The organism is Xanthomonas campestris pv. phormiicola, from assembly GCA_025666215.1.
Taxonomy (GTDB): Bacteria; Pseudomonadota; Gammaproteobacteria; order Xanthomonadales; family Xanthomonadaceae; genus Xanthomonas_A; species Xanthomonas_A campestris_A.
In genome coordinates, this window is sequence record CP102593.1 from 13,739 (window position 1) to 38,885 (window position 25,147).

Annotated in this window: 23 protein-coding genes; 10 read left to right on the top strand and 13 right to left on the bottom strand. The window is 69.2% G+C overall.

Annotated features, from left to right (window positions below; genetic code table 11):
- Nucleotides 1-4 precede the first annotated feature (4 nt).
- Both NRY95_00065 and cls read right to left on the bottom strand, forming a co-directional pair.
- Nucleotides 5-271 carry a hypothetical protein gene (locus NRY95_00065; protein ID UYC16419.1) on the bottom strand — a complete coding sequence of 89 codons (267 nt, stop codon included), beginning with the start codon at nucleotides 269-271 and terminating at the stop codon, nucleotides 5-7.
- 212 nt (nucleotides 272-483) lie between these two features.
- On the bottom strand, nucleotides 484-1,956 hold the full coding sequence (gene cls / locus NRY95_00070; protein UYC16420.1) for a cardiolipin synthase: 1,473 nt from the start codon (nucleotides 1,954-1,956) through the stop codon (nucleotides 484-486).
- Nucleotides 1,957-2,064: 108 nt separating this feature from the next.
- Here cls and NRY95_00075 point away from each other — a divergent pair, with 108 nt between their 5' ends.
- Nucleotides 2,065-3,150: a PA0069 family radical SAM protein gene (locus tag NRY95_00075; GenBank protein UYC16421.1), complete on the top strand. Its 1,086-nt coding sequence runs from the start codon at nucleotides 2,065-2,067 to the stop codon at nucleotides 3,148-3,150.
- Nucleotides 3,151-3,361: 211 nt separating this feature from the next.
- Here the strand turns inward: NRY95_00075 and NRY95_00080 are convergent, their stop codons facing one another.
- Nucleotides 3,362-4,069 carry a 2OG-Fe(II) oxygenase gene (locus tag NRY95_00080; GenBank protein ID UYC16422.1) on the bottom strand — a complete coding sequence of 236 codons (708 nt, stop codon included), beginning with the start codon at nucleotides 4,067-4,069 and terminating at the stop codon, nucleotides 3,362-3,364.
- 71 nt (nucleotides 4,070-4,140) lie between these two features.
- Here NRY95_00080 and NRY95_00085 point away from each other — a divergent pair, with 71 nt between their 5' ends.
- Entirely contained in the window at nucleotides 4,141-4,692 is a 552-nt protein-coding gene (locus NRY95_00085; GenBank protein ID UYC16423.1) for a nucleoside 2-deoxyribosyltransferase, read from the top strand.
- Here the strand turns inward: NRY95_00085 and NRY95_00090 are convergent.
- The 7 genes from NRY95_00090 to NRY95_00120 form a co-directional block, all read right to left on the bottom strand.
- Nucleotides 4,689-5,288, bottom strand: a complete 600-nt coding sequence (locus NRY95_00090; protein ID UYC16424.1) for a hypothetical protein — start codon at nucleotides 5,286-5,288, stop codon at nucleotides 4,689-4,691. The two genes, NRY95_00085 and NRY95_00090, sit on opposite strands and share 4 nt — an antisense overlap.
- Before the next feature lie 185 nt (nucleotides 5,289-5,473).
- Nucleotides 5,474-5,746: a hypothetical protein gene (locus NRY95_00095; protein UYC16425.1), complete on the bottom strand. Its 273-nt coding sequence runs from the start codon at nucleotides 5,744-5,746 to the stop codon at nucleotides 5,474-5,476.
- A gap of 70 nt (nucleotides 5,747-5,816) precedes the next feature.
- On the bottom strand, nucleotides 5,817-6,257 hold the full coding sequence (locus NRY95_00100) for a DUF2267 domain-containing protein (GenBank protein UYC16426.1): 441 nt from the start codon (nucleotides 6,255-6,257) through the stop codon (nucleotides 5,817-5,819).
- 149 nt (nucleotides 6,258-6,406) lie between these two features.
- Nucleotides 6,407-7,018, bottom strand: coding sequence for a LysE family translocator (locus NRY95_00105; protein ID UYC16427.1), 612 nt, complete (start codon nucleotides 7,016-7,018; stop codon nucleotides 6,407-6,409).
- Between the two features lie 126 nt (nucleotides 7,019-7,144).
- Complete coding sequence (locus tag NRY95_00110; GenBank protein UYC16428.1) at nucleotides 7,145-7,435, bottom strand: hypothetical protein; 291 nt, start codon at nucleotides 7,433-7,435, stop codon at nucleotides 7,145-7,147.
- A gap of 149 nt (nucleotides 7,436-7,584) precedes the next feature.
- On the bottom strand, nucleotides 7,585-8,601 hold the full coding sequence (locus NRY95_00115; protein UYC16429.1) for a class 1 fructose-bisphosphatase: 1,017 nt from the start codon (nucleotides 8,599-8,601) through the stop codon (nucleotides 7,585-7,587).
- Between the two features lie 246 nt (nucleotides 8,602-8,847).
- Nucleotides 8,848-10,050: an aspartate/tyrosine/aromatic aminotransferase gene (locus NRY95_00120; GenBank protein ID UYC16430.1), complete on the bottom strand. Its 1,203-nt coding sequence runs from the start codon at nucleotides 10,048-10,050 to the stop codon at nucleotides 8,848-8,850.
- Between the two features lie 152 nt (nucleotides 10,051-10,202).
- Between NRY95_00120 and NRY95_00125 the strand changes: the two genes are divergently transcribed.
- Nucleotides 10,203-12,326, top strand: a complete 2,124-nt coding sequence (locus tag NRY95_00125) for a TonB-dependent receptor (GenBank protein ID UYC16431.1) — start codon at nucleotides 10,203-10,205, stop codon at nucleotides 12,324-12,326.
- A 176-nt stretch (nucleotides 12,327-12,502) separates the two neighbouring features.
- Nucleotides 12,503-13,300 carry a hypothetical protein gene (locus NRY95_00130; protein ID UYC16432.1) on the top strand — a complete coding sequence of 266 codons (798 nt, stop codon included), beginning with the start codon at nucleotides 12,503-12,505 and terminating at the stop codon, nucleotides 13,298-13,300.
- Nucleotides 13,301-13,448: 148 nt separating this feature from the next.
- Here NRY95_00130 and NRY95_00135 read toward each other — a convergent pair whose 3' ends face one another.
- Nucleotides 13,449-15,401, bottom strand: a complete 1,953-nt coding sequence (locus tag NRY95_00135) for a sigma-54-dependent Fis family transcriptional regulator (protein ID UYC16433.1) — start codon at nucleotides 15,399-15,401, stop codon at nucleotides 13,449-13,451.
- Between the two features lie 244 nt (nucleotides 15,402-15,645).
- Between NRY95_00135 and NRY95_00140 the strand changes: the two genes are divergently transcribed.
- The 3 genes from NRY95_00140 (at nucleotide 15,646) to NRY95_00150 (ending at nucleotide 18,867) form a co-directional block, all read left to right on the top strand.
- Nucleotides 15,646-17,175 carry an aldehyde dehydrogenase family protein gene (locus NRY95_00140; protein ID UYC16434.1) on the top strand — a complete coding sequence of 510 codons (1,530 nt, stop codon included), beginning with the start codon at nucleotides 15,646-15,648 and terminating at the stop codon, nucleotides 17,173-17,175.
- 268 nt (nucleotides 17,176-17,443) lie between these two features.
- Nucleotides 17,444-18,472 carry an alcohol dehydrogenase AdhP gene (adhP, locus tag NRY95_00145; GenBank protein UYC16435.1) on the top strand — a complete coding sequence of 343 codons (1,029 nt, stop codon included), beginning with the start codon at nucleotides 17,444-17,446 and terminating at the stop codon, nucleotides 18,470-18,472.
- On the top strand, nucleotides 18,472-18,867 hold the full coding sequence (locus NRY95_00150) for a DUF779 domain-containing protein (GenBank protein ID UYC16436.1): 396 nt from the start codon (nucleotides 18,472-18,474) through the stop codon (nucleotides 18,865-18,867). The genes adhP and NRY95_00150 overlap by 1 nt, the downstream gene beginning before the upstream one ends.
- A gap of 122 nt (nucleotides 18,868-18,989) precedes the next feature.
- Here the strand turns inward: NRY95_00150 and NRY95_00155 are convergent, their stop codons facing one another.
- A complete protein-coding gene (locus NRY95_00155) occupies nucleotides 18,990-19,280 on the bottom strand; it encodes a hypothetical protein (GenBank protein UYC16437.1) in 291 nt (96 codons plus the stop codon).
- 165 nt (nucleotides 19,281-19,445) lie between these two features.
- On the opposite strand from NRY95_00155, the gene NRY95_00160 reads away from it, so the two are divergent.
- The 3 genes from NRY95_00160 to ligD are packed head-to-tail and all read left to right on the top strand — an operon-like array spanning nucleotide 19,446 to nucleotide 23,575.
- Entirely contained in the window at nucleotides 19,446-19,841 is a 396-nt protein-coding gene (locus tag NRY95_00160) for a hypothetical protein (protein ID UYC16438.1), read from the top strand.
- Entirely contained in the window at nucleotides 19,841-20,818 is a 978-nt protein-coding gene (locus tag NRY95_00165) for a Ku protein (protein UYC16439.1), read from the top strand. The genes NRY95_00160 and NRY95_00165 overlap by 1 nt, the downstream gene beginning before the upstream one ends.
- A 6-nt stretch (nucleotides 20,819-20,824) precedes the next feature.
- Nucleotides 20,825-23,575 (top strand): DNA ligase D, encoded by a 2,751-nt coding sequence (gene ligD, locus NRY95_00170; GenBank protein ID UYC16440.1) that lies wholly within the window; start codon nucleotides 20,825-20,827, stop codon nucleotides 23,573-23,575.
- Between the two features lie 405 nt (nucleotides 23,576-23,980).
- Here the strand turns inward: ligD and lldD are convergent, their stop codons facing one another.
- Nucleotides 23,981-25,141 carry an FMN-dependent L-lactate dehydrogenase LldD gene (gene lldD / locus NRY95_00175; GenBank protein ID UYC16441.1) on the bottom strand — a complete coding sequence of 387 codons (1,161 nt, stop codon included), beginning with the start codon at nucleotides 25,139-25,141 and terminating at the stop codon, nucleotides 23,981-23,983.
- Between the last annotated feature and the right edge of the window lie 6 nt (nucleotides 25,142-25,147).

Consider the following 25,147-nt stretch of genomic DNA (forward strand, 5'->3'; position numbering starts at 1 on the left):
GCGCCTACGAGGAGATCGCGTCGTCGCTGGCGGCGGCGGCCGCGCGGCGCGCCGCGGCCTGTTCGCGCAGCCGGCGCAGCTCGGCAGGATCGATCATCGGTGCCGCATCGCGTTGGCTGGCGTCGCCGATCTTGGCCACGTACCAGCCGCGCGCCCAGGCCAGCAGGAATCCCAGCGCCGCCAACAAGGCCAGCACCAGCAACGACATGTGCGGCGTGGAGAACGCCAGGACGAAGGCAGCGAGCGCGAGCAGCAGAAAAAGCCAGTACATGACGATCTCCCCAAGGATGCACGCAGTGTAGCGCTGCCCGGGCGAGCGGTTCCACGGCGAAGCGCCGGAACGGGCGCCTTGCCGCCATTCGAGCGGAGCCCGTAGGGTCACGCTCGTATACGGCCCAGGCGGCTTCGTGGCCCGGGCGTGGACGTCCCCGCTCCCTGGCACGCGCAAGCAAGGCGCGACCTGTCCGGGGATCGACGACGCGCCTACAGCAGCGGCGAGGTCAGCCGCGCCATCGCCTCGGGCAACCGGTAGCGCCACAGCGAGCGCTTGCGGTCGTCGCGCACCTGCACCGCATCGGCGATCTCGCGGCCGATCAGCGTGGCCAGCTCCTGGGTCATCTGCCGGTCGCGGAACATCGCCGAGACTTCGAAGTTGAGGCGGAAACTGCGGTTGTCGAAGTTGGCGCTGCCGACGATGCACAGTTCCTCGTCGACGATCAGCGCCTTGCTGTGCAGCATGCGCGGGCCGTATTCGTAGATCTTGACCCCGGCCTGCAGCAACTCGTCGAAATACGAGCGCGCCGCCAGCGTCACCAGCCGCGAATCGCTGCGCTTTGGCACCAGCAGGCGCACATCGAGCCCACCCAGCGCGGCCGAGGTCAGCGCCATGCGTGCGGCCTCGCCCGGCACGAAGTACGGCGTCACCAGCCACACCCGCCGCTGCGCCTCGTAGATCGCCGCCACCTGCATGCGGTGGATGCTCTCCCACGACGAATCCGGGCCGGATACCAGCACCTGCGCTTGGATCGCGCCGTCGTCGCGGCCGGGCATGTCGTGCGGCCAGATCTGCGCCATGTCGAAAGCGTCGCGGCCCTGGCGGGTGGCATACAGCCAGTCCTCGACGAACACCAGCTGCAGGCTGCGCACCACGTGGCCCTCGCAACGCACGTGCAGGTCGCGGTAGGCATCGGAGCGCAGCGCCTCGTTCTCCTCGTCGGTGACATTGATGCCGCCGGTAAAGCCGATACGGCCGTCGATCACCACGATCTTGCGGTGGGTGCGCAGGTTCACCCATGGCCGCTTCAACTTGAAAGGACGCAGCAACTGGGTGGGATGGAACCAGGCCGCCTCGCCGCCGGCGTCCAGCAGCGGCTGCAGGAAGCGCTTGCGCACCTGCGAGGAGCCCACCGCGTCCAGCAGCAGGCGCACCTTGACCCCGGCGCGGGCGCGCTCGACCAGCGCGTCGCGGATGCGCGTGCCGCTGCGGTCGGGATTGAAGATGTAGTACTCCAGGTGCACGTGGTGCTGCGCGGCGGCGATGTCGCGCACGATCGCATCGTAGGTGGCCGCGCCGTCCACCAGCCATTGCGCGCGGGTCGCCGAACTCGGCGCCAGGCCGGTGGTGGCCTGGGCGATCTTGGCCAGCTCGGTGCAGTCCGCGTCCGGCGGACACACGCTGCTGTAGTGCTCCATGCCCGAGCGCGAGCGGCCGCGGCGCAGGCGCTGCCGCTTCACCTTCTGCGGGCCGAGCAGGTAGTAGATGACGAAGCCCAAGTACGGCAGCGCCGCCAGCGACAGTACCCAGCTCAGCGTCGCCGCCGGCTCGCGCTTCTGCAGCACGATCCAGCCGCTCAGCCACAGGATGTACAGCAGGTAGGCGGCGGTGAGATAGGCGCCGAAATGGGGAATGCCGGTCAGCCAGTCCCAGGTGCTCTGCAGGGTCGCGAATACGAACATCGGCGGATTCTACGGGGCCGGCGCGGCTCCTGCGCGTGGCGCTGAAAGATTCAGCGGCATCCGCCCGTCGTCGCAGCGGCCGAGACGGCAGCGGCGTAGCCTGTGCCGATGAGCACGGCCATCAAGGGACGCGGCGCCGGCAGCCATCTGCCCGGCCGCTTCGAACGCACCATCAGCCAGGCCGAGGACGACGGCTGGCACCCCGACGACAGCGAGGAATTCGCCGCGCCGCGGTTGCGCACCGAAGTGCGCGAGGAGACCGCGCGCAGCATCATCAGTCGCAACCAGTCGCCGGACGTGGGGTTTTCGCAGTCGGTCAATCCGTACCGCGGCTGCGAGCACGGCTGCAGCTACTGCTTCGCCCGCCCCAGCCACGCCTACCTCAACCTGTCGCCGGGGCTGGACTTCGAGACCCACCTGTTCGCCAAGACCAATGCGCCGGAGCTGCTGCGCTGCGAACTGGCCAAGCCCGGCTACGTGCCCAGCCCGATCGCGCTGGGCATCAACACCGATGCCTACCAGCCGATCGAGCGCAGGCTGCAGCTGACCCGGCGGCTGATCGAGGTGCTGTGGGAAACCCGTCATCCGTTCTCGCTGATCACCAAGAACGCGCTGGTCGAGCGCGACCTGGACCTGCTGGTGCCGCTGGCGCGCGAGCACCTGGTCAGCGTGCATTTCTCGGTGACCTCGCTGGACCCGCGTCTGTCGGCGCGGCTGGAGCCGCGCGCCTCGGCGCCGCATGCGCGGCTGCGCGCGATGCGCACCCTGCACGAGGCCGGAGTGCCGGTGGGGGTGATGGTGGCGCCGGTGATCCCGTGGATCAACGACCACGAACTGGAAGCGGTGCTGGAGGCGGCGCATGCCGCCGGCGCCGACTCCGCCGGTTACGTGCTGCTGCGCCTGCCGCACGAGGTCGCGCCGCTGTTCCGCGACTGGTTGCAGGCGCACCATCCCGACCGCGCCGCGCACGTGATGAGCACGGTGCAGCAGCTGCGCGGCGGCAAGGACTACGACGCCAGCTTCGGCAAGCGCATGCGCGGCGAAGGCGTCTATGCCGACCTGCTGGCGCGGCGCTTCGCGCTGGCGCACAAGCGGCTGGGCTACGCGGAACGCACGCGCCGGCCGCTGGACTGCAGCCGCTTCGTCAGGCCGCTGCCGCCGCGCGCGCCCTCGCCGCAGGGCGTGTTGTTTTGAGGCGGGGAGTGGGGAGTCGGGATTGGGGATTCGTAAAAGCACCTGCGGGCTTGCCGCAGTAGCCGCTGACATCCGAATCCCGGACGTCACCGGCCGCGTTGACCGGAAAGGATCCGGCTGGCGACGAGGACGTGCGCCAGCCTGCAGCCAGACGAAGGCTGGGCAGCGGACAGCCGCCGCCCCGCTCTTGCGAATCCCCAATCCCGACTCCCTACTCCCCGCCGTACAACGCCCGCGCCGATTGAAAAAGGATCCAGCTGGTGGCGATGAACTTGTCGCCGCCATGCGGGCGGTTGCCGCGATGGGTGTGGGTGAACGCGGTCGGCGCGATCAGCAGGCTGCCTGCACGTGGCGCGATCCTGCGCTGCTGGAACAGGAACTCGGTTTCGCCGTCCTGGAAATCGTCGTTGAGGTACAGCGTCCACAGCAGATGCCGGTGCAGGGTCTCGGCGCCGGGATCGCGCGGGTACAGTTCGCAGTGCCAGTACGGATAGCCGCCCTCGCCGGCGGCGTACCACTGCAGGTTGATCGCACCCGGACGCAGGCAGGTGCGGGCCAGGTTGGACAGCGCCGCGTCGTCGAGCAGCGCGAAATCGTCGGCGCCGAGCCGGTGCGGTTGGCCGTCGGCGCCGGGCACCTGCAGCATCAGCGGCGAGATCAGCGCCTGCGGGTACTTGCGCAGATAGCCGAGCAGGCCGGCGAACACCGCCTGCTGCAGGCGCTGTTCCACGTCGCGCCACGGCTCCAGGCCGCTGATGCGCAGGTCGCGGCTGTGCTTGAGCTCGGGGAACACGCCGCTGCCGACCTCGCCCGGCTGCAACTGCGAACTGGCGCGCAGGCGGCGCATGATCGCGGCGCAGTCCTCGCGGGTCATGGCGTCGTCGAAGACTTCGATGAAATCGGCAGTGGGTTCGGACATCGCGCGACCTTACCAGCGATCCCGCGATATCGCAGCTGCGCCGTTGGCATCCATCCGAGTGCGCGCCGACAATGATCGCCCCGCTGCCCACCCTGCCCTCGCCGATGATCCGCACGCTGTACCTCGCCGGCCCCGACGTGTTCCGTCCCGATGCCGCCGCCCGCGGCGAAACCTTGAAGCAGTGGTGCGCCGGGTTCGGCTTCGAGGGCCTGTTCCCGCTGGACCAGGCGGTACCGGCGCAGATCGCCGACCCCGCCGCGCAGGCGCGCTGGATCTACCAGGCCAACATCGGCCTGATCGCGCAGGCCGATGCGGTGCTGGCCAACCTGGATTTCTTCCGCGGCCCGGAGCCGGACAGCGGCACCTGTTTCGAGGTCGGCTACGCCGTGGCGCTGGGCAAGCCGGTGTACGGCTACATCCCCGACGACGGCAGCTTCGCCGAGCGTATCCGCGCCCGCCATCCCGGCGCGATCGGCGCCGACGGCCGCGTCGACACCCACGGCTGGCACTTCGAGGAATTCGGCCTGCCGCTCAACCTGATGCTGGCGGTCCCGGCGCCGCTGGTGGTGGGCGATGCGCGGCGCGCGTTGGCGCGGTTGCGCGAGGATCTGGGCGCGGCCTAGCCGGCCGCGTCCGCTTGCGGAGCGAAAATGGTCAGGTGCTGGGCAATGTCCGTATGCTGCAGGTAGTCCCAGCTCATGTACAGGAACGCCGTGCCGTCCTGCAGCTGCCGCAGGCCGAAGCGGGTATCGCCACCGTCCGCCATGCGGCCCCAGCCGAGCAATTTTTCTGCCTGCAGGATCAGGTGCTGCGTGGTGATGGCCGCTGCGCTCAACACCTTGCCGCCGCGGCTGTCGAGGAACGCCTGCACCGTCAGGTGCGGATAGGTGAGGCCCAGCTCCGGATGCTTGATCGCCGCCAGGCGCTTTTCGTACTCGGTTTCGGCGCCGCTGGGCTTTCGGTAGCGGATCGAGAAGGTCTTGCGATCCGGCCCCCACTGGACCCGGCTGGCGATGCTGCGCATGCCGATGCGGTTGCCCACGACCTGCCATGCATCGATCCCGGCCAGCAGATCGAAGTCCAGCGCCAGCGGCGTGTCCACGTTCGCCTCGACCAGGTGCAATTCGCCACCGCCGATGCGCGGATGCGAGGCGATATGCGGCCAGACCCTGGTCTGGAAATCCTGTGCGCTCTGCGACAGGTTGAGCTGGACATCCATGCAGCGCTCCCTGCGCATTCGATCGTCCGGCGATGATGCCAGCGGGCCTTGCAGCGAGAGCGTATCCGGATCTCGAAGTCAGGACTTGTCTACCGCACTGGCCGGAGCGATCGTTTTATCGGTACCGGCTTCCGTCGCTGTGGAGCGGCCCTGAAGGACTTGGTTTGCAGGATGCTCGGGCATGGCTACCGCGCTTTCGGCGGCGATGCACTGCCGCGGATCGCGTAACCCAGCAACACCAGCCAGGCGACCAGGGCCAGCAGCGTCGGCAGTTGGAACTTGCTGGATGTGCCCAGCGTGAAGCTTCTGGCGGCGAAGAAGATGAGCACCCACAGCGCCAGGTTGGCGGCGACGATCACCCGGCGCGCCTTGTGCCGGGTGAACCAGGAAATGACGCTCGGCATCAGCGCCACCGGCGCTGTGGCGAAGAAGAACATGAGGAAGACCGTCTGGTTCATCGCACTCCTGTTCCCTGCCGCTCTCGCAAGGTGGGGCGTTCCAAGTTGAATGGTGCCTTCCTGGGCAGGCTCAGGCGCCGCGCACGGACGGCGCGATGGACCAGAACGCGCTCGCACCGGCAGGCAGCGTCGCCAGTATCCGGTCCAGCTCCACGTTGTCGACATGCCTGCGCAATGCCTGCGCGACGGCCCGCACCGCGTTGGGCGGGGCGAAATTGTGCGCGGCGCGAACCGAACGGACTTCCGCCAACAACTCCTCGTCCGGGCCGAACGCCAGAATCGGCGCCTCGCTGTCCCAGCCTTCTACGAACAATGCGCGCAGCACGGGCGGCAGGATGTCGGCGAAACGGAGCCCTTGCTCGACCGTGAGGCGACGCCGGAAGGTATGCAGCACGCCGACCACCATGTTCCAGGCCATGTTGGTGGTCGCCAGATCCGAAAAGTCGCGCGCATCGACCATGAAGCGCTCGAACTCCAGCGATGCGTTTTGGTATGCGAAGGGCCATGTCATGTGTGGGTCGCCTGATGCCGTCGCCAGACCGAGCGCCGAAGCGGCCTGGCCAGAGTGAAGATGTACCTGCCAACGCAATCGCGTGCAAGGCAATCGACGGCGGGTTTCGGCGTCCCGTCCGTCGCCGCGCTCCTGCTCGCTCCTGCCCTCTACTGCGGCCGGAAGCGCAACAGCACGATGCCGAAGCCGATGAAGATGGTCCCGACGACGCGGTCGAACAGCCGACGCAGGCCGGGCCGGGACAGAGAGCGGCGGATGCCGTGTCCGCCGATGCCGTAGACCGCGTACCAGAACAGCTCGCATGCGGCGAAGGTGGCGACCAGGATCGCGAACTGCGGCCACTGCGGTTGGGTCCTGTCGACGAACTGCGGCAGGAACGCGGCGGCGAACAACAGCAGTTTGGGATTGCTCAGTCCGATCGCCAGGCCGCCACGGAACAGCTGCAGCGGCGACAGCGACGCGGCCAGGGGCGGTGCGCTCTGCGGGTCCAGCGGCGCCTCCCCGCTGCGCCAGGCGGCGATGCCCAGCCACAGCAGATAGCCGACGCCGGCGTAGCGCAGCACCTCGAACACGCGTGGCGACGCCTCCAGCACCGCACCCAGGCCCGCTGCCGACGCCAGCAGCACCAGCACCACCGCCAGCAGGCTGCGGCGCACGCCGAAACGCACGCTGCGCGTCATCACGTGCAGCATGTTCGGCCCGGGCGTGCCCGACAACACGAACACGGTCAGCAGGAACATCCACCAGACATGCAGGCTCATGGCGCAGCGGCTCGCGGGAAGTGGCGCCACATCGTAGCAACGGTGGGGTACGCACACCATGCGGGGAGCGCGGTCGTCCGCCCGCTCACGTAGCGCCGCACGATTTGCCGGCGGTGCATGCCGCAGTCAGGCCTGCGCCCGGCGACAGCGAGCGGGAACCGGCGTGCAGGCGGCGACGCTAGAAGTAACCGCTTGAAGGAACAACGCGGCCCAGGCATGCGCGAACGGCTTGACGGGCTGGCGGGCGGAAAGATGTGCGAATATCCCCGCGCACACGGAGAATGAAACTGCCGCTTTGAGGCGCAAAAACGCAATATTCGTCGTGAATTCGGGGAAGAAAACCCCCTCGGCCAATCCGAGAGCGAATTGCACGACTAAGAGCACACCGGCGTACTTGAAGACCTTGCTCCAGTTCATGCCGCTCATCCCCCGTTGCCAGGTGTGCATTGCGCCGAATTGCGAAGTGGCGTTGCTTGTTCCAGCTAACACGCCTCTCGTGCAGCGCGCCGGAGCGTTTGCCGGGGATGCCAGTAGCTGGTGTCTCCCCGGCAATGCGCAGCGAAGACTCAGCCCTGCGCCTGGTCGTGCTCCACGTGGTACCGCACCGCCTCGGCCACCTCGTGCTTCGAGCCCAGGAATACCGGCACGCGCTGGTGCAGCTGGTCGGGTTGAATGTCGAGGATGCGCGCGCGGCCGGTGCTGGCGGCGCCGCCGGCCTGTTCGACCAGCAGGCCCATCGGGTTGGCTTCGTACATCAGGCGCAGCTTGCCGGGTTTGCCGGGGTCTTTCTTGTCCCACGGATAGATGAAGATGCCGCCGCGGGTCAGGATGCGGTGCACGTCGGCGACCATGCTGGCGATCCAGCGCATGTTGAAGTTCTTGCCGCGCGGGCCTTCGTCGCCGGCGAGCAGGTCGGCCACGTAGTGCTGCATCGGCGCTTCCCAGTGGCGCTGGTTGGACATGTTGATCGCGAACTCGGCGGTGTCCTCGGGAATGCGCATGTCGGCCTGGGTCAGCAGGAAGCTGCCTTCCTCGCGTTCCAGGGTGAAGGCGTGGGTGCCGTGGCCCAGGGTCAGCACCAGCATCGTGCTGGGGCCGTAGATGCAGTAGCCGGCGGCGACCTGGGCGGTGCCCGGCTGCAGGAAGTGTTCGTCGCCGGGCTTGTCGGTGCCGGGCGGCGCGCGCAGCACCGAGAAGATGGTGCCGACGGAGACGTTGACGTCGATGTTGGAGCTGCCGTCCAGCGGATCGAACAACAGCAGGAAATCGCCGCTGGGATACTTGTCCGGCACCGGCTGGCTGTGGTCCATCTCTTCCGACGCGCAGGCGGCCAGATGCCCGCCCCAGGCGTTGGCTTCGAGCAGGATGTCGTTGCTGAGCACGTCCAGCTTCTTCTGCGCCTCGCCCTGCACGTTGCCGGTACCGGCGTCGCCGAGCACGCCGCCCAGGGCGCCCTTGCTGACCGCGATGGAGATGCGCTTGCAGGCGCGCGAGACGATGGTGATGAGCTGGCGCAGCTCCGGGCCGATGCGGCCGGCGTGCTGTTCTTCGATCAGGAAGCGGGTCAGCGAGGTTCGCGACATGGGCGCAGGCAGCCTTTTCGTGGGGGAAGGCGCCTATTGTCGCGGCTGTTGCATGAGATTTCGATTAGCGGGAGAGCGATGGCGTGCAGCCGCAGCACAACGGCACGGGTCGATGGGAGCGGGGCGTTCGGAGAATGCCATGCGTCGGGGCTGAAGCCCCTCCCACAACAGGCGGTCGATAGCGCGCACAAAAAAGCCGGAAGCGCAGGCGCTTCCGGCTTCGTGTCGCGACGTCGCCGCGAGCGATCAGCCCTTGTGCACGGTGGCCACGGCCTGGGTCACGTAGTCCAGGTTGGCCTGGCTCAGCGCAGCCACGCAGATGCGGCCGGTGCCGACGGCATAGATGCCGAACTCTTCGCGCAGCCGGTCCACCTGCGCCTTGCTCAGGCCCGAGTACGAGAACATGCCGGCCTGCTGCTGGATGAAGCCGAACTCCGGCGCGCCGAGGGCGGCCAGCTTCTGCACCATGCCGGCGCGCAGCGCGTGGATGCGTTCGCGCATCTCGGTCAGTTCCTGCTCCCACATCGCGCGCAGCTCGGGGCTGGTGAGCACGCCGGCCACCAGCGCGGCGCCGTGGGTGGACGGGCTGGAGTAGATGGTGCGGATGATGCGCTTGACCTGCGACTGCACCGCCTTGCTCTCGGCCGCGGTGGCCGAGACCACCGACAGCGCGCCGACGCGCTCGCCGTACAGCGAGAACGACTTGGAGTACGAGCTGGCGACCACGTAGCTGTCCACGCCGGCTTCGGCCAGCAGGCGCACCGCGTAGGCGTCTTCGTCGATGCCCTTGTCGAAGCCCTGGTAGGCGATGTCGACGAACGGGAACAGCTGGCGTTCCTTCAGCAGCGCGGCGACGCTGCGCCACTGCTCCTGGGTCAGGTCGGCACCGGTCGGGTTGTGGCAGCAGGCGTGCAGCAGCACCACGGTGCCCGGCGCGAGCTTGTTCAGGTCGGCGAGCATGCCGTCGAAGTTCAGGCCGTGCGTGGCCGCATCGAAATAGGTGTAGTCGACCACGTCGAAGCCGGCGGCCGAGAACACCGCGCGGTGGTTCTCCCAGCTCGGGTTGCTGATGGCGATGGTCGAGGTGGACAGCAGCTTCTTCAGCAGGTCCGCGCCCACGCGCAGCGCGCCGCTGCCGCCGATGGTCTGCGAGGTGGCGACGCGGCCGGCGGCCAGCAGCGGCGACTCGGCGCCGAACAGCAGTTTCTGCGTGGCCAGGTCGTACGCCGGCAGGCCGTCGATCGGCAGGTAGCCGCGCGGTTTGGCGTCCTGCGCCAGCTGCCGTTCGATCTGCTGGACGGCGCGCAGCAGCGGGATGCGGCCGCTCTCGTCGTAATAGATGCCCACGCCCAGGTTGACCTTGGTCGGGCGGGAATCGGCGTTGTAGGCCTCGGTCAGGCCCAGGATCGGGTCGCCTGGGACCTGTTCCACGTTTGCAAAGAAGGACACGGCGGTACTCGTTTGGTGGCGAAAGGTGGGGGCCGGGAGGGACCGGAGCCGGCGCGGTCAAACGCCCCATCCTAGCAAACGCAGGTCCTTGCGTGGCGGGGCTTTGCGCCGCACCGCGTGCGGCCGGGCGGCGCATGGGCGATGATGCACGCATGCCCAATCGCCATCCCCTCGCCCTGCTCTGCGGCCTCTGTGCCGCGGGGCTGTCGCCGGTCGTCTGCGCCGCCGCCGATCCCGATCCCACCACCCTGCCGGTCGTGCAGGTGCAGGCCGCGCGGGTCAGCGGGGTGGACGATTTCGACCTGCCCGCGTCGCTGACCGCGATCACCGTGGGCGACAGCAACCGCACCGGGGTGCAGGTCTCCGAGGCCTTGTCCGGCGTGCCCGGGCTGCTGGCGCGCGACCGCCAGAACTACGCGCAGGACACCCAATTGTCGATCCGCGGCTTCGGCGCGCGCTCGGCGTTCGGGGTGCGCGGCGTGCGCCTGCTGCTGGACGGCATCCCGGCGACGATGCCGGACGGCCAGGGCCAGCTGTCGCACTTCAACCTGCTCGGCGCCGAGCGCATCGAGGTGCTGCGCGGCCCGTTCTCGGCGCTCTACGGCAACTCCTCCGGCGGCGTGGTGCAGCTGTGGAGCGCCGACGGCGCGCCCGACGACCCGTGGCGGCTGCGCACCACCGCCGGCAGCAACGGCACCTACAGCGCCGGGGCGCAACTGCAGGGCCAGCAAGGCGCCGTGCACTACAACGTGGCCGCCACCCACTTCCGCACCGACGGCTACCGCGACCACAGCCAGGCGCGGCGCGAGTCGGTCAACGCCAAGCTCGGCTTCGACCTGGCCCCGGGCCGGCGCCTGGATCTGGTGCTGAACTACCTGGACGCGCCGTGGGCGCAGGATCCGCTGGGCCTGACCCGCGCCCAGTTCCATGCCGATCCGCAGCAGGCCACCGCCGTGGCGACCCAGTTCGACACGCGCAAGTCCACCCGCCAGGCGCAGGCCGGGGCGATCTTCACCCAGCAAGTGGATCAGCAGACCTGGCGGCTGATGGGCTATGCCGGGCGCCGCGACGTGCAGCAGTACCTGGCGGTGCCGGTGGCGGTGCAGGCCAATCCGCTGCACGCCGGCGGGCTGATCGACCTGGACGGCGACTACGGCGGCATCGATGCGCGCTGGGCCTGGCAGGGCGAGCTCGGCGGGCGCCCGTTCCAGTTCACCGTCGGCGCCAATGCCGATCGCCAGAAGCAGCACCGCACCGGCTACGAGAACTTCGTCGGCAGCACGCTGGGGGTGAAGGGGCGGCTGCGCCGCGACCAGGAGGACCAGGTGCAGAACGTGGACCAGTTCGCCCAGGCCTGGTGGCAGTTCAGCGAACGCTGGTCGCTGCTCGCCGGGCTGCGCCACAGCCAGGTGCGGTTCCGTTCCGACGACGCCTACATCGTCGGCCGCAATCCGGACGACAGCGGCAGCACCGATTATTCGGCGACCACGCCGGTGGCCGGGGTGGTGTTCCGCGCCAGCGACGACCTGCGCTTCTACGCCTCGGCCGGGCGCGGTTTCGAGACCCCGACCTTCAACGAACTGGGCTACCGCAACGATGGCGGCGCCGGCCTGGCGCTGGACCTGTCCGCGGCCAGGAGCGAGAACCTGGAACTCGGCGCGAAATGGCGCGACCAGGCCGGCGCCGCCTGGGAAGCGGCGCTGTTCCGCGCCAACACCGACGACGAGCTGGCGGTGGCCAGCAACACCAACGGCCGCAGCACCTACCGCAACATCGGCCGCACCCGCCGCCAGGGCGCCGAGGCCAGCTACCTGCTGCCGCTCGGGGAGACCGCGCAGCTGCAGCTGTCCTACACCTGGCTGCAGGCGACCGTGCGCCAGGCCTACCTGACCTGCGCCAGCAGCGGCTGCGCCACGCCCACCGCGCGGGTGGCGGCCGGGTCGCGCCTGCCCGGCGTGCCGCGCCAGCAGTTCTTCGCGCGCTGGCAGTGGCAGCCGCGCGCGTGGCAGTTCGCGGTCGAAGCGGTGGCCGCCGGCGACACCGTGGCCAACGACCTGGCCACCGAGACCGCCCCCGGCTACGCGCTGCTGAACCTGGAGGCCTCGCGCCGCTGGAGCACCGCGCACGGTGCGCTGCACACCTTCGCGCGCATCGACAATGCGCTCGACCACGCCTACATCGGCTCGGTCATCGTCAACGACGCCAATGGCCGTTACTACGAGCCGGGACCGGACCGCGGCTATACGGTCGGGTTGCAGTGGGATTTCGCGCATTGAGCATGGCGGAGCCTGCAGCACATCGGCTTGACGCAGGTCCAGAGGGAAACACCCTTTTCACAAACGCCACCAGCGACGCCTGGACGTTGATAGCCGATATGCGCGCGCTGGATCGGACAGCAGATGGATCGCTGGCGTTATAGTTGCTCCCTGCATCGGGACGGCACGTCTGCGAAATGAAGCATGTCGGCGTGAGAGACTGCGGGTGGAATGTTGTTCGATTCGCCATCGTGACCTTCGCGATGACGATCGTAGCGCACGCGTTGGCCTACCTGACCCATGAGTACAGCCACTCAAGCATGGCGTGGTTACTGGGTTGGATGAAAACCCCCTTTGCTATCGACTATGGCTCCGCAACGCCGAACAACGTCATTTTCCTCGATGATGTTTCAGACAACGTGGACTACGGCCCCATCCTGGCGAACGGGAAGGGGTACAGCGTGGCGGTCATCGCACTGGCCGGCCCGTTCATCGGCAACGGCGCGCTCTTCTTTCTGCTGGACAGGCTGTTGCGCACGAAGGTGGTTCGATCGCAATGGTTGCTTCATGCCTTCCTGTACTGGTTGTGCCTGATGTGCGCGGGCAACGTATGGGGCTATGTGCCGATTCGTGCCATCACGACGCATGCGGACATCGCGCTGGCCGCACAAGGACTCGGGCTCTCGCCGTGGGCCCTATTTCCGGCGCTGATGACACTCTCGGGATACATCGTTTTTCGCTTTTTCACGAAGACATTTCCTCGCGCTTGCGACGGCATCTGCGGGAGAAATCCCGAAAAATACCTTTTGCTTTCCGTGTTGAGCGCGTTCTGGTTCTTCTCGTTCTTTAGTGCCGATGGCATCTCCGGATCTTACGGAGTCCTCTCTCAGATCCTCTCCATCGCATCGCGCTACCTTGTTTTCCCGTTGTGCGCCGTGTGGCTCTGGAATGCCTATGGGAAGGACCTTTCATCGCGGACGCCGGCATCCAGCTAAGCCGTGACAGGTGGGAACTGCAGTGCACGGAGGCGCAGAGTGTGCCGCCAGGTGGCGCATCAAGAGTGCTGCGCCCCAACGCAGTTGCAAAGCATGAGGGATGGTGCACATCCGGCTCATGCAAGCGGGACGGAGCAGCACGCCGATATCAAGCCGAGGGCGCCGCGGCGCCGAGCCCGAGCCGGCGGTACAGCGTGCTGCGGCTGATGCCGAGCTGGCGCGCGGCGCGGGCGACGTTGCCGCCGCAGGCTTCCAGCGCCTGGCGCATCGCCGCCAGGGCGAGGCTGTCCAGGTCGCTCGCCGATGGCGATGCGCTTGCCGGGGTCGCCAGCAGTTCGCCCGGCGATGCGCTCTGCCCCGGCACGGCTGCGCCGCTGGCCGCAGACAGGCCGCGCCGTGCGCCGGGCAGATAGGCGGGCAATGCATCGACGTCGACCACGGCACCGGCGTCGCTCAGTGCCACCAAGGTCCGCAGGCAGGCCACCAGCTGGCGCAGGTTGCCCGGCCACGGATAGGCGCTCAGCGTGGCCAGCGCCGGGTCGGTGAGGCGCCGGCCCTGCCCTACCCGCGCCCACAGCTCCTGCACCACCGCACGCCGATCCGGATGCACGCTCAGCGCCGGAATCTGCACGCCGTGGTGGGCGATGCGGTAATACAGGTCGGGGCGGAAACGCCGTTCGGCCATCGCCTCGTCCAGGTCGCGATGGGTGGCGCAGATCAGCGCGAAATCCAGCTTCACCGGCTTGCCGCCGCCCAGCGGCAGCAGTTCGCGCTCCCGCAGCACGCGCAGCAGGCGCGGCTGCAGGGCCAGCGGCATGTCGCCGATCTCGTCCAGGAACAGCACGCCACCGTCGGCCTGGCGCAACAGGCCGGGGCTGCCGTGCTTGCGCGCGCCGGTGAAGGCGCCGTCCTCGTAGCCGAACAGTTCGGCCTCGATCAGCCCTTCCGGCAGCGCCGCGCAGTTGACCGCGACGAACGGCTTGCCGGCGCGCGCGCTGCGCCGGTGCAGCTCGCGCGCGAACACTTCCTTGCCGGTGCCGGTTTCGCCCTGCACCAGCACCGGCAACTGCGCATCGAGCACGCGCCGCGCACGCTCCAGCGCCAGCTCCTGCATGGCATCGAACAGCGGCGCATCGGCAGGGGCATGGGCGCGCGTGGCCGTGGACACGGTGATCGGCGGCTGCTGCGAACGCCGCCGCGGCTGCGCATCGCCGAGGCTGTCGACGCGGCCGTGCAGGGCGCGGCCCTGCAGGTCGAACACGCTGCCCTGCTGGCGCAGCCGCGACAGCGGCTCTTCGAACAGGGCGTCGTAAGGCGCGCGGCCCAGGTCGTGCCGCTCCAGCCCGAACAGGCGCAGGCCGGCCTGGTTGGCCGCCACCAGCTTGCCGTTGCGGAATGCGAGCAGGCCTTCGCGCGCGGTGCCGAGCAGCGCCGGATCGTGGTGCACGCGCAGCAGGTCGCAGCCGGCGATGCCGTCGTCGAAATAGCGGTGCTCGATGCTGGCCACCGCCATCCGCGCCAGGCCCAGCGCGTGCATGTGCTGCACGCTGGCGTCGCCGGAAATGTCCAGCACGCCGGCCAGCTGGCCGTAGGGATCGAAGATCGGCACCGCGGCGCAGCTGAGGATCTGGTGCGGCGCGAAGTAGTGTTCGCCGCCGCGCACCTCCACCGAGCGGCTCTCGACGATGGCGGTGCCGATCGCGTTGGTGCCGACCTGGGTCTCGCTCCAGCACGCGCCCGGCATCAGCGCCACGCGTCCGGCCTTGTCGAGAAAGCGTGGGCTGCCTTCGGCGTCGAGGATCCAGCCGGCCTCGTCGGTCAGCAGCACGATGCTGCCGGTGGCGGCGGCATCGCCGGCCAGGCCTTCCAGTTCGGCGCGCGCCAGCCGCCACAGGCGCTCGTGCGCTTCGCGCAGTTCGCGCAGGCGCGGCGCGCTGACCGGCTCGATCGGCGGCGTGCCCTGCGCGGCCAGGCCCAGCCGCTGGCAGCGCTGCCACGACTGCAGGATGGTGTCCGGCACCTGGCCGACCGGGGCGCCGCCGCGCTCGAAGAAGATCCGGCGGGCATGGCCGAGCTGGTGCTGCGTTTGCGGGTGCGCCATGGCGGCTCCGCTGTCGCAGATTGCGACAGGTGTTGGGACGGGTGTTCCGATAAACACCACATCCGCCGCCGGCGCGCAATCGGCAGACGTGACGCGCTGCAGCAGGAATCGGCTGGGTGCGCCGATCCGTCGCGGTGCGGCGGCGTGACGCAGCGCAGCACCTGGAACCTGGCATCGCTCTTGCGGTTACCGCCTACCCGGATGCGGCACGCCGCATCCCTTCCCACCGCCGCAGGAGACCCCGATGAACGCCGTGACCACCGCCAAGCCGCATGCCACCGATCCGCAATCCATCTTCAAGTCGCGTTACGGCAACTTCATCGGCGGGCAATGGGTGGAACCCAGGAGCGGCCGCTACTTCGACAACAGCACGCCGATCACCGGCAAGGTGTTCACCTCGGTGGCGCGCTCCGACGCGCAGGACATCGAGGCCGCGCTGGACGCGGCGCACGCGGCCAAGGACGCCTGGGGCAAGACCTCGGCCACCGAGCGCAGCAACGCGCTGCTCAAGATCGCCGATCGCATCGAGCAGAACCTCGAGCTGCTGGCCTATGCCGAGACCTGGGACAACGGCAAGCCGCTGCGCGAGACGCTCAACGCCGACGTGCCGCTGTGCGCCGACCACTTCCGCTACTTCGCCGGCGCGATCCGCGCGCAGGAAGGCGGCATCTCCGAGATCGACAGCGACACCATCGCCTACCACTTCCACGAGCCGCTGGGCGTGGTCGGGCAGATCATCCCGTGGAACTTCCCGCTGCTGATGGCGTGCTGGAAGCTGGCCCCGGCGATCGCCGCCGGCAATTGCGTGGTGATGAAGCCGGCCGAGCAGACCCCGGCCTCGATCCTGGTGCTGATGGAGGTGATCGGCGACCTGCTCCCCGCCGGCGTGCTCAACGTGGTCAACGGCTTCGGCCTGGAAGCGGGCAAGCCGCTGGCCAGCAGCCCGCGCATCGCCAAGATCGCCTTCACCGGCGAGACCACCACCGGCCGGCTGATCATGCAGTACGCCAGCCAGAACCTGATCCCGGTGACGCTGGAACTGGGCGGCAAGTCGCCGAACATCTTCTTCGCCGACGTGATGGCCGAGGACGACGATTTCCTCGACAAGGCGATCGAGGGCTTCGTGCTGTTCGCGTTCAACCAGGGCGAGGTGTGCACCTGCCCGTCGCGCGCGCTGATCCAGGAATCGATCTACGACAGGTTCATGGAAAAGGCGCTCAAGCGCGTGGCCGCGATCAAGCAGGGCAATCCGCTGGATCCCAACACCATGGTCGGCGCGCAGGCCTCCAGCGAGCAGTTGGAGAAGATCCTGTCCTACATCGACATCGGCAGGCAGGAGGGCGCGCAGGTGCTGATCGGCGGCGAGCGCAACGCCCTCGACGGTGAGCTGGCCGGCGGCTTCTACGTCAAGCCGACGGTGTTCAAGGGCCACAACAAGATGCGCGTGTTCCAGGAGGAGATCTTCGGGCCGGTGGTGTCGGTGACCACGTTCAAGGACGAGGCCGAGGCGCTGGCGATCGCCAACGACACGCTGTACGGGCTGGGCGCCGGCGTGTGGAGCCGCGATGCGGCACGGCTGTACCGCATGGGCCGCGCGATCCAGGCCGGGCGGGTGTGGACCAACTGCTACCACGCCTATCCGGCGCATGCCGCGTTCGGCGGCTACAAGCAGTCGGGCATCGGCCGCGAGAACCACAAGATGATGCTCGACCACTACCAGCAGACCAAGAACCTGCTGGTCAGCTACTCGCCGAAGGCGCTGGGCTTCTTCTGAGTCCGGCCTCGGCCGTGGGGCCGCCGCGCTCAGCGGTAGCCCCACGCGGCGCGCGTGCTCACGCCGGGCGTCGCGCTGCCGGCGCATGGTGACGCACGCCAGTGCCGTGCGCGCCTGACTGTCGCCGCGCCCGCGGTGCGTGCGTGCGGCCCGACCTGCCGTGGCCGCGCCAGGGCGCCGCAGCGGACGCCACTTCCTGATCTGGATCAAAGCGCGCCAGCGCCGGATCAACGATGGTGCTGTCACCCATTCTTCCAAGGAGTACTCCATGAACAAGACGATGAAGGCTGCAGTGGTGCGCGAATTCGGCAAGCCGCTGACGATCGAGGAAGTGGAGGTGCCGCGGCCGCAGGCCGGCGACATCCTGGTCAAGATCGAAGCCTGTGGCGTGTGCCACACCGACCTGCATGCGGCCGAGGGCGACTGGCCGGTGAAGCCGAACCCGCCGTTCATTCCCGGTCACGAGGGCGTGGGCCATGTGGTTGCGGTCGGCGCTGGCGTGGGCCACATCAAGGAAGGCGATCGGGTCGGCATTCCGTGGCTGTATTCGGCCTGCGGGCATTGCGAGCACTGCCTGGGCGGCTGGGAGACGCTGTGCGAGGCGCAGCAGAACTCCGGCTACTCGGTCAACGGCGGTTTCGCCGAATACGCGCTGGCCAATGCCGACTACGTCGGCCACCTGCCGAACACCATCGGCTTCGTCGAGATCGCGCCGATCCTGTGCGCCGGGGTCACCGTGTACAAGGGCCTGAAGGTCACCGACACCAAGCCCGGCAACTGGGTGGTGATCTCCGGCATCGGCGGGCTCGGCCACATGGCGGTGCAGTACGCCAAGGCGATGGGCCTGAACGTGGCCGCGGTGGACGTGGACGACGCCAAGCTGGCGCTGGCCCGGCGCCTGGGCGCCACGGTGACGGTCAACGCGCTGACCACCGACCCGGTGGCCTACCTGAAGAAGGAGATCGGCGGCGCGCACGGCGCGCTGGTCACCGCGGTGTCGCCGAAGGCGTTCGAGCAAGCGATCGGCATGGTCCGCCGCGGCGGCACGGTGTCGTTGAACGGGCTGCCGCCGGGCCAGTTCCCGCTGGACATCTTCGGCATGGTGCTCAACGGGGTGACCGTGCGCGGCTCGATCGTCGGCACCCGCCTGGACCTGCAGGAATCGCTGGACTTCGCCGAGCAGGGCAAGGTCGCCGCGACCGTGGCCACCGCCGCGCTGGAGAACATCAACGAGGTATTCGCGCGCATGCGCGCCGGCCAGATCGAAGGCCGCATCGTGCTGGACATGGCGGCCTGATGGACGCCGTCGCGCCCGCCTCCGGTCTGCCGCTGCAGGTGCTGGCGACACTGCCGGCACTGCAGTTGATCCAAACCTTGCGCGCGCGGCACGGGCCGTTGCTGTTCCACCAGTCCGGCGGCTGTTGCGACGGATCCTCGCCGATGTGCTATCCGCAGGACGATTTCATCGTCGGCGACCGCGACGTGCAGCTGGGCGAGATCGGCGGCGCGCCGTTCTACATCAGCGCGCCGCAGTTCGAATACTGGAAGCACACGCAACTGGTCATCGACGTGGTGCCCGGTCGCGGCGGCATGTTCTCGCTGGAGAACGGCGAAGGCGTGCGCTTCCTGGTGCGCTCGCGGCTGTTCGGCGACGAGGAGTATGCGGCGTTGCAGGCGGCGGGCAGGGTATAGCGAGCCTTGCCGCAACCGCTTGAGCAGGCGCAAGAACGTTGTGGGAGCGACTTCCGTCGCGACGGGCCTTCCCGGTAGCGCCTGTCGCGACGGAAGTCGCTCCCACAATTGCGCTGACCGGCCTACGGGGCCTTGGACGGTACAAACGCGGAGACCGGATCGCTGGCGGGGAAGGTCTCTTCCAGCGCTTCGTCCTGATTGGCGTCGGCGTGGTGCTGGCGCGCCCGGTCTTCGTCCGTGGCATCCGCCGCCGCCTCGGGCGCATGCCGGTCCGCGCCGGTGCGCGGTTCGTGCTCGACGATGGTGGCGGGGCTGTCGCCGGCGCCGCGGTCCTCGCGGTCCTGGCCGTCGCGTTTGCCGCGCTGTTCGCCGGGGACGGGGTCGCTGCGCAGCGGGTCGGTGGGCGTGGACATGGCCGATTCCTCCTGTGGGGTAGGGCAACGCTGCGCCCAGTGCAGTGCGTTCCCGGTGAAGCCGCTGCGAATCGCAGCGCGTCCACGCGGCTGTCACGAACGCCTAACGGTACCGGCGCTACTGCTGCCTCCCCGCCGCCGCCGATGCCGCCCGGAGCTTTCGCCATGTGCCCCAGCGCCCGCCCCGATCCGCTGTTGTTCAATGCCCACCTGGATCCGTTGCCGGCCGCGCCGCCAGGCCGCCACGATGCGACCAGTGCGCATCCGCACGCCGCCGCGGACTACCGCCAGTACAGCCTGGCCGACTATCGCCAGCGCCGCGCCCGCCATGGCACCCCATGGCGCGACCTGTGCCCGGCCTATGCATTCGCGCTGCGCACCCACGCCGGCGGCTGGCCGCGCGCGTCCATGGCCGACACCGATGGCGAACTGGCCGCGCACTGGGAGCAGGTCCGCGGCGAATCGTGCCTGGACTGGCGCCAGGCAAGGCCGGTGATCGAGGATGCGTGGCAGGCGCTGGACCATCTGCCGGCGCCGGCGCTGCGCATGGAGGCGCACTGATGGCGCGCCCGATCTGGACCGGCACCCTGTCCTTCGGCCTGCTCAACGTGCCGGTGGCGCTGATGTCCGGCGAACGCCGCATCGACCTGCACTTCCGCATGCTCGATGCGCGCGACAAGCGCCCGATCCGTTTCGAGCGGGTCAACGCCGACACCGGCGAAGAGGTGCCGTGGAAGGACATCGTCAAGGCCTTCGAGTACAGCAAGGGCAACTACGTGGTGGTCGAGCAGAAGGACATCGCCTCGGCCGCGCCGGAAAGCCACGAAACGGTGGAAGTGGAGGCCTTCGTCGACGCCGCCGACATCGACCTGCGCTATTTCGAGAAACCCTACGTGCTGGTGCCGGGCAAGAAGGCCGAGAAGGGCTACGTGCTGCTGCGCGAGACGCTGCGCGCCACCGGCAAGGTCGGCATCGCGCGGGTGGTGATCCGCACCCGCGAATACCTGTCGGCGGTGCTGCCGCAGGAGGACGCGCTGGTGCTGATCCTGCTGCGCTATCCGCAGGAGCTGGTCGATCTGGAGGACTACACGCTGCCCAGCGGCAAGGCCGCCGACTACCGGATCAGCGCCAAGGAAACCGAGATGGCCGCGCAGCTGATCGGCTCGATGTCCGGCAAGTGGGATCCGGCGTCCTATCACGACGAGTTCCGCGAACGCCTGCAGGCGGTGATCCAGAAGCGGATCGAGGCGCAGGAAGGCACCGCGCAGGTGGACGACGAGACCGACGCGCCGCAGCGCGAGGATGCCGCCACCAACGTGGTCGATTTCATGTCGCTGCTGCAGAAGAGCCTGGACGCCAAGCGGCGCACGCCGGCGAAACAGGCCGAGGCGTCGGTCCCGGTGCGCAAGACCGCGAAGAAGCCGGCCAAGAAAGCGGCGAAGAAGGCCGCCAAGCCTGGCGCGACATCCGCGAGCAAGGCCAAGCCGGCGAAAAAGCCCGCCGCAAGCAAGCTGCCGGCGCGGCGCAAGGCGGGGTAGGGCGCGATGAGCCTGCGCGAATACGCCCGCAAGCGCCGCTTCGGCGCGACCCCGGAACCGGCCGACGACAGCGCCGCGGCGCCGTCGCGGCGGCCGATCTTCGTCGTGCAGCTGCACCACGCCAGTTCGCGCCACTACGATTTTCGCCTGGAAGCCGATGGCGTGCTGAAGAGCTGGGCGGTGCCGAAGGGGCCGTCGCTGCGCGTGGGCGAAAAGCGCCTGGCGGTGCAGGTGGAAGACCATCCGCTGTCCTATGCCGGCTTTGCCGGCGATATTCCCGACGGCCATTACGGCGCCGGCCATGTCGAGGGGTTCGACCACGGCACCTGGTCGTGCGACGGCGAGCCGCTGGCCGCGATCGCCGCCGGCAAGCTGGATTTCGTGCTGCACGGCGAGCGCCTCAACGGCAACTGGAAACTGCTGCGCACCGCGCTGCGCGGCAAGCAGCCGCAGTGGCTGCTGATCAAGCGCGACGACGCGTTCGCCGCCGATCGCGAGGCCGACGACCTGCTGCAGGAGCCGCTGGCGGCCGCTGCCAAGCGCGCCGCCAAGGCGACCAAGGCGACCAAGGCGACCAAGGCGACCAAGGCCAGCAAGGCAAAACCCACGCGCGGCCAAGCGCCGGCCGCAACTGCCGCACCCCGCGCAGCGCGGCCGCGGCGCAGCGATGCGGCCTGGCGCAAGCGCGCGCTGGCGCTGGACGGCGCACGCGATGGTCCATGTCCGCCAGGCGAGCGCGCACAGCTGACCACCTTGCGCGAGCGCGCCCCCGACGGCGCGCAGTGGCTGCATGAGATCAAATGGGACGGCTATCGCCTGCTCGCCGATCTCGAGGCCGGCCAGGCCACGCTGCGCTCGCGCAACGACCAGGCCTGGACCGAGAGCTTCCCCGGGGTCGCGCACGCGGTGCAGGCGCTGCCGGTCAGCCAGGCGCGGCTGGACGGCGAGCTGGTGGTGCTCGACGCGGACGGCCGCAGCGATTTCTCCGCCTTGCAGCGGGTCATCGACGGCAGCTCCAGGCAGCCGCTGCGCTACCTGGCGTTCGATCTGCTCGGCGTGGCCGGGGTGGACCTGCGCGACGTGCCGCTGCTGCAGCGCAAGCAGTTGTTGCGCACGCTGCTGGGCGATGCGCCGGGCGTGCTGGCCTACAGCGATCACGTGCTCGGCCATGGTCCGGAGGTGTTCGCCGCCGCGGCCGCCAAGGGCTACGAAGGCGTGATCAGCAAGCGCGTGGACGCGCGCCATCACGGCGGCCGCGGCGGCGACTGGGTCAAGACCAAGCACGAGAACAGCGACGAGTTCGTCATCGTCGGCTACACCGATCCCAAGGGCGCGCGCAATGGCTTCGGCTCGCTGCTGCTGGCGCAGCACAGCGATGGCGGGTTGCGCTATGTCGGCCGTGTCGGCACCGGCTTCGACGAGGCCGGCCTGCAGCGGTTGCTTGCGCAGCTGCAGGCGTTGCACAGCGAGCAGGAGGTGGTGGATCTTCCTGCGCATGCGCCGTTGCCGCGGCGCAGCGTGCACTGGGTGCGGCCGCAGCTGGTCGCCGAAGTCGCCTTCCGTGGCTGGGCCAAGCAAGGCTTGCTGCGCCAGGCCGCGTTCAAGCGCCTGCGCGAGGACAAGCCGCTGCAGGATCTGGGCGGCGATCGTGCGCCGCCGCCGCCCGCGCGCCGTGGCAACCACGCCACGGCGGCACGCGTGGCCACGCCGGCAAAGGTGGCAGCGGCCACGCGCGCGGCGGCAAGGACCGCGCAAGCCAAGGGCAAGCAAGGCCAGGCCGGAATCGGCAAGGCTGCGAAAGAGCGGGCTGCGAACGGCCCGGCCGCGAAAGCGCAGGTCAGGGCCGCGCCGCGCGCGTCGAAGGCGCGCAAGGCGGTGTCCAGCGCCGCGGCCGCGGCCGATGCGGTGACCGTCACCCATCCCGAGCGCGTGGTGTATCCGGGCGCCGGCATCAGCAAGGGCGAGGTTGCCGACTACTACCGCGCCATCGCGCCATGGTTGCTGCAGGAAGTCGCCGGCCGTCCGTTGTCGTTGCTGCGCTGCCCCGACGGCGCCGGCGGCGAATGCTTCTTCCAGAAGCACAACAATCGCGCGCTCGGCCAGCACGTGCACGCGATCGCGCTGAAGCAGAAGAGCGGCACCGAGGATTACCTGTACATCGACGATCTCGCCGGCCTGCTGGAGCTGGTGCAGATGAACACCCTGGAGCTGCATCCCTGGGGATCGACCGTGGACGATCCCGAGCACCCGGACCGGCTGGTGTTCGACCTGGACCCGGGCGAGGGCGTGCGCTGGACGCAGATCAAGGCGGCCGCGCGCGAGATCCGCGCCCGCTTGCGCGAGGCCGGGCTGGAGAGTTTCGTGCGCCTGTCCGGCGGCAAGGGCCTGCACGTGGTGGTGCCGATCGTGCCCGGCGCGGACTGGGAGCAGGCGCGCGATTTCTGCGAAGCCTTCGCCCAGGCGCTGGCCGCGTTCGCACCCGACCGCTACGTGGCCACGATGAGCAAGGCCAAGCGCAACGGGGTGATCTTCGTCGATTGGCTGCGCAACGGCCGCGGCAACACCAGCGTGTGCTCGTGGTCGCTGCGCGCGCGCGAGCACGCCACCGTGGCGGTGCCGCTGCGCTGGGAGGAACTGGCGCGGATCGCCTCGCCGCAGGCGTTCCCGCTGGCCAAGGCGCTGCAGCGCGCCGCGCGCCTGCGCGAGCATCCGTGGAAGGAGATGGAGACGCTGCAGCAGCGGTTGCCGGGGAGCTGAGCCGGACGGATTGCGGCGTCCCGTTGTCTGCCTTTCCGGCATCTGGTGGCGAACCGCGTCGCGACTGAAGGGCACCTCCAACAACTCCAAAAAACTCGGCTAAAACGCTCGCAAGTCATTGATGCGTATAGCGTGAAATTTTGGGAATTGAGGTTGTTAGAGGTGCCCTGAAGTCGCTCCCACAACAAGCGGCGTGTCTCGCACACACATCTCAGCTCTCGTATCCATTGTGGGAGCGACTTCAGTCGCGACGAACGAAGTCTTGAGCCATCCGTTGGCGCCGACCCTTGCAAACCGACGGCATCTCCGCGGTGCCGCACTCGGCGGCATGCGCCAGCGCCACGCGCGATGCAGACACGCGATGCTCGCCGCGTCGCGGACCCGCGGCGCCGATGCCGAAGCGGACTACGGCGACACGGCGGACTCGCGGGTGACCCGCGCCAGCGAATCGCGCGAGATCGCCGCGATCGACTTCGCCCCGGTCAGCGTCATCGCCACCCGCATCTCCTTCTCCACCAGGGTCAGCAGGTTCTCCACCCCGGCCTGGCCGGCCGCGGCCAGCGCATAGACGAAGGCGCGGCCGAGCAGCACCGCGTCGGCGCCGAGCGCGAGCATGCGCACCACGTCCAGGCCGCTGCGGATGCCGGAGTCGGCCAGGATCTTCAGCTCGCCCTTCACCGCGTCGGCGATCGCCGGCAGCGCGCGCGCGCTGGACAGCACGCCGTCGAGCTGGCGCCCGCCATGGTTGGAGACCACGATGCCGTCGGCGCCGAAGCGCACCGCGTCGCGCGCATCGTCCGGATCGAGGATGCCCTTGATCACCATCGGCCCGGTCCAGAACTCGCGGATCCACTCCAGATCCTTCCACGAGATCGACGGGTCGAAGTTCGCGCCTAGCCAGCCGATGTAGTCGGCCAGCCCGGTCGGGTGGCCGCGGTAGGCGGAGATGTTGCCCAGGTCGTGCGGCCGCCCCAGCAGGCCCACGTCCCAGGCCCAGCGCGGATGGGTCGCGGCCTGCAGCATGCGCCGCAGCGGCGCATTGGGCCCGCTCATGCCCGAGTGCGCGTCGCGGTAGCGCGCGCCGGGCGTGGGCATGTCCACGGTGAACACCAGCGTGGTCACGCCGGCGGCCCTGGCCCGTTCCAGCGCGTTGCGCATGAAGCCGCGGTCCTTGAGCACGTACAGCTGGAACCACATCGGCCGCGCGATCGCCGGCGCCACTTCCTCGATCGGGCACACCGATACCGTGGACAGGGTGAACGGCACGCCCTTGGCCGCCGCGGCGCGCGCGGCCTGCACCTCGCCGCGGCGCGCGTACATGCCGGTCAGCCCGACCGGGGCCAGCGCCAGCGGCAGCGCCAGGCGCTCGCCGAACAGCTCGGTCTCCAGGCTCAGCGCGGCCATGTCGCGCAGCACCCGCTGGCGCAGCGCGATGTCGGCCAGGTCGGCGACGTTGCGCCGCAGCGTGTGCTCGGCGTAGGCGCCGCCATCGATGTAGTGGAACAGGAACGGCGGCAGCCGCGCTTGCGCGGCGGCGCGGTAGTCGGAAGCGGCGGAAATGATCATCGGCGC